Source organism: Ruegeria sp. (assembly GCF_028066395.1).
Taxonomy (GTDB): domain Bacteria; phylum Pseudomonadota; class Alphaproteobacteria; order Rhodobacterales; family Rhodobacteraceae; genus Ruegeria.
This window is the reverse complement of sequence record NZ_JALCBM010000125.1, coordinates 1-4,111: the sequence shown is the minus strand read 5'-3', so window position 1 is coordinate 4,111 and position 4,111 is coordinate 1. Positions and strand designations below refer to the sequence as shown.

Annotated in this window: 3 protein-coding genes; 1 reads left to right on the top strand and 2 read right to left on the bottom strand. The window is 62.7% G+C overall.

Going from position 1 to position 4,111, the window contains the following annotated elements:
• Positions 1-29: 29 nt before the first annotated feature.
• Both MPJ51_RS21520 and MPJ51_RS21515 read right to left on the bottom strand, forming a co-directional pair.
• Positions 30-1,352, bottom strand: a complete 1,323-nt coding sequence (locus tag MPJ51_RS21520) for an ammonium transporter (protein WP_298391083.1) — start codon at positions 1,350-1,352, stop codon at positions 30-32.
• A gap of 33 nt (positions 1,353-1,385) precedes the next feature.
• The gene (locus MPJ51_RS21515) at positions 1,386-1,724 is read right to left on the bottom strand and encodes a P-II family nitrogen regulator (RefSeq protein WP_298391081.1); all 339 of its coding nucleotides are present in this window, start codon (positions 1,722-1,724) and stop codon (positions 1,386-1,388) included.
• Between the two features lie 249 nt (positions 1,725-1,973).
• Between MPJ51_RS21515 and MPJ51_RS21510 the strand changes: the two genes are divergently transcribed.
• On the top strand, positions 1,974-4,111 hold a 2,138-nt coding region (locus MPJ51_RS21510), incomplete at its 3' end, for a PBP1A family penicillin-binding protein (RefSeq protein WP_298391079.1).

Below are 4,111 nucleotides of genomic sequence, written 5' to 3'. Positions count from 1 at the left end.
GCCCGGCTTTCGCGTGATTTTCGGGTGGTTCAACCCTTGGAGAACTCAGGATAGGCCTCCATCCCCAGCTCGCCCATGTCCAGACCGTTGATTTCTTCTTCCTCGCCCACGCGCAGGCCGACCGTGGCCTTGAGGATCGAGAACAAGGCATAGCTGACCACGAAGACAAACAGACCGATGGCGGCGAAGCCGATGATCTGGGTGACGAAACTCGCGTCGCCATTGGTCCAGGCCACGATGAAGGTGCCCCAGAAGCCTGCGATCAGGTGAACCGGAATAGCGCCGACCACATCGTCGATCTTCATCCGGTCCAGCATCGGCACGGCGAAGACCACGATGACACCGCCCACGGCCCCGATGATCAGTGCCTGAAACAGCGACGGGGCCAGCGGTTCGGCGGTGATCGACACCAGCCCTGCCAGTGCGCCGTTCAGTACCATGGTCAGGTCAACCTTGCCGAACATCACCTGCGTCAGGATCAGCGCGGCGACGGCTCCGGCAGCGGCGGCCATGTTGGTGTTGGCGAAGATGCGGCTGATATCGGCGATATCCCCGATGGTGCCCATCGCCAGTTGTGAGCCACCGTTGAAGCCGAACCAACCCAGCCACAGGATGAATGTCCCCAGCGTGGCCAGCGCCAGATTCGAACCGGGGATCGGAACCACTTTGCCCGCCTTGTTGTACTTGCCAATGCGCGGCCCCAGCACGATGGCCCCGGCCAGCGCCGCGAACCCGCCAGCGGCATGTACAAGGGTCGAGCCCGCAAAGTCGCTGAACCCCATCTCGGACAACCAGCCGCCACCCCACTGCCACGATGCCTCAATCGGGTAGATGATGCCGGTCAGGACGATCACGAAGGCGAAGAAGGGCCACAGTTTGACGCGCTCGGCCATGGTGCCCGACACGATGGAGGCGGTGGTGGCGCAGAACATCAGCTGAAAGAAGAAGTCCGACCCCACGGTGGCATAGGACAGATCGGCATTCACCCCGTCCAGCCCCACCGGTTCCAGCGAGGCGGGCGAGATTGCACCCAGAACGCCGCCAATGATCCAGCCATCGCCGGGATACATCAGCCCGTAGCCGACCAGCCAGTACATGATGGCGGCAAAGGAGAACAGGCCCATATTCTTGACCAGCTGCATGGCCACGTTCTTGGAGCGCACAAGCCCGGCCTCAAGCATGGCAAAGCCCGCAGCCATCCAGAACACCAGAAAGCCGCCGACCAGAAACAGCAGCGAGGTCAGGATGAATTGCGTATGTTGCGCGGTCTCGCCTGCGGCCTCTTGCGTCAGGCCCATCTGCGGCAGCGCGACCAGCACGGCAACAGGGAAAAGAGTTTTCGTCAGTTTCATTGTCAGTCCTCGGATGAATAGGAGTTGGGGCGCCTACAGCGCCTCTTCGTTCGTTTCCCCGGTCCGCACGCGCAGGGCCTGCTCGACATCGAGGACGAAAATCTTGCCGTCACCGATCTTGCCGGTTTTGGCGGTGGTGCTGATGGTCTCGACGATCTGGTCGGCCATGGTGGCGGGCACCGCGATTTCCAGCTTGATCTTGGGCACAAAATTCACGGCATATTCCGCGCCGCGATAAATCTCCGTGTGCCCGGATTGCGAGCCGAAGCCCTTGATCTCGGTCACCATCATGCCGCGCACGCCCGCTTCGGTCAGGGCCTCGCGGACCTCCTCAAGCTTGAATGGCTTGATTGTTGCAATGATCAGTTTCACGTCTTTCCCCTCTGCTGCGCCGGTATTTTGCACCTGCAGAAAAAAGAGCGCGCCGAGGGGCGTATAGGAATGGAAACGCCGGTGGGACGTGGGGGAAATCTGAGGAAGTTGCACAATTTTTGCACAAATTTCGGCAATCGGTGAAAATTCAGGCAGATCGGTAAGGGGAATTCGCGGAATTTCACACCTCTACATGTCTGCTGTGGCGGGCTATGGTGGGCCAAAAGCAAAACCGGGCAGAGTTTGAGCATGACTGAGTCCAAGCGCCGCAAGCCGCCATTGGTGGCCGATAAAAGGTATCCATCGAAGCGGCGCAAACCCGCGGCGACCAAGCGTGCTGCCAAGCCGGCAGGCAAGAAGGCAACCGCCCGCAAGACCGCAACACGCAAGACGGCGCGCAGGAAGACGCGGCGCAAATCCGGTGGCGGTGGGGGCGGTATCTTTCGCCGCCTGTTCCGCTGGCTCGCGCGTCTGATCTGGGGTGTGACCTGGCGGGTTGGCGCGGTTGCGGCGCTGCTGCTGGCGCTGGCGGTGGGGATTGTCTACACCACGCTACCCGATCTTGATGCTTTGCTGGACGGGCGCGCGCGCGGGTCGGTGACGTTGCTGGACCGCGATGGCAAGGTCTTTGCCTGGCGCGGCGATCAGTTCGGCGGCGTCATCACGGCGGATACTGTGTCGCCGCACCTGAAAAACGCCGTGCTCGCGACCGAGGACAAGCGGTTCTATCGCCATTTCGGCGTCAGCCCGCGCGGTGTCGCCAGCGCCGTGCGCATCAACCTGAGCGAGGGGCGTGGTCCCCTGTCCGGCCATGGCGGTTCCACCATTACGCAGCAGACAGCGAAACTGTTGTGTCTGGGTGTGCCTTACGTTCCCGAGGATTGGGAATCGGAAAAGGCGTATGAGGACGATTGCCGTCAGGGCTCGCTGTGGCGCAAGGCGAAAGAGGCAATCTATGCCATCGCGATGGAGGTGAAATACTCCAAGGACGAGATCCTGACCGTCTACCTGAACCGCGCCTATCTGGGGTCCGGTACTCGCGGGTTCGAGGCCGCCAGCCAACGCTATTTCGGTAAATCGGCGGCCGAGGTTTCGCCCGCCGAATCCGCGATGCTGGCGGGTCTTCTGGTGGCGCCGACGCGCTATGCGCCGACGAACAATCTGCAACGGTCACAGGATCGCGCCCGGCTGGTGGTCGGGCTGATGCAGGCGCAGGGCTTTCTATCTGCCGCGCAGGCCAGCGAGGCACGCAGCCAACCCGCCCAACTGTCCGAGGCCGCAGCCGCACGCGCCGGGGGCTATTTCGCCGATTGGGTCATGGCCAGCGGCCCCGAATTCTTTACCCGCAACACCACCGAGGATGTGGTGATCCGCACCACGCTGGACCAGCGCATTCAGAAGTCCGCCGAAGAGGCGTTGCAATATATCTTTGACGAGAAGGTCCGCGAGGGTTCCAAGGCGCAGGCAGCGATTGTAGTGATGTCGGCGGATGGCGCGGTGCGTGCCATGGTGGGCGGGCGCAAGACGCGCGTCTCGGGTGCGTTCAACCGGGCCACGCAGGCGCTGCGGCAAACGGGGTCATCGTTCAAGCCCTTCGTCTACGCCACCGCGCTGGAGCTGGGCTATTCGCCGCTGGATACGGTGATGGACGAACCGACCTGCTGGGATATTCCGGGGTCAGGCCGCTGGTGCCCGAAGAACTATACCAACAAGTTCTATGGCCGGGTCACACTGGCGGACGCGCTGAAGAACTCTTTGAACATTCCGGCGGTCAAGGTGGCCGATATCTCGGGGTTGGAGAATGTGCGCACGGTGGCGACCGGGTTCGGCATCGGCAGTGATCTGGCGGAGGGTCTTTCGCTGGCGCTGGGCGCGTCGGAAAGCACGCTGATCGAGATGACGGGGGCTTATGCCGGTATCCTGAACGGAGGCTCGTCCGTGGACCCCTATGGGCTGACCGAGTTGAAGCTGCTGGGTGATCAGGACCCGGTCATGGTGACAACCACCGGGATTGGCGAGCGTGTCATCAACGACAAGGCCGCCAAACAACTGACCTGGATGATGGAGCGTGTGGTGTCCGAGGGCACCGGCGGGCGGGCGAAACTGCCCGGCTGGCAGGTGGCGGGCAAGACCGGCACCACACAGGCCGCGCGGGATGCGTGGTTCATCGGGTTCACCGCCGATTACGTGGCGGGCGTCTGGATGGGATATGACGACAACACGCCGCTATCGGGTGTGACGGGTGGTGGTTTGCCTGCCGAGATCTGGCGCGAAACCATGGTCCGCGTGACCGAAGGGATGACGCCCACCCCCTTGCCGCTGCTGGCCCCCGACCCGCCGGTACGCACGGAACAGCCACAGAGGCAGCAGCGCCGCAGAAACAACGG

Coding starts and splice junctions, on each gene's coding strand:
- MPJ51_RS21520 (WP_298391083.1), bottom strand. CDS start 1,352: ATGAAACTGACGAAAACTCTTTTCCCTGTTGCCGTGCTGGTCGCGCTG.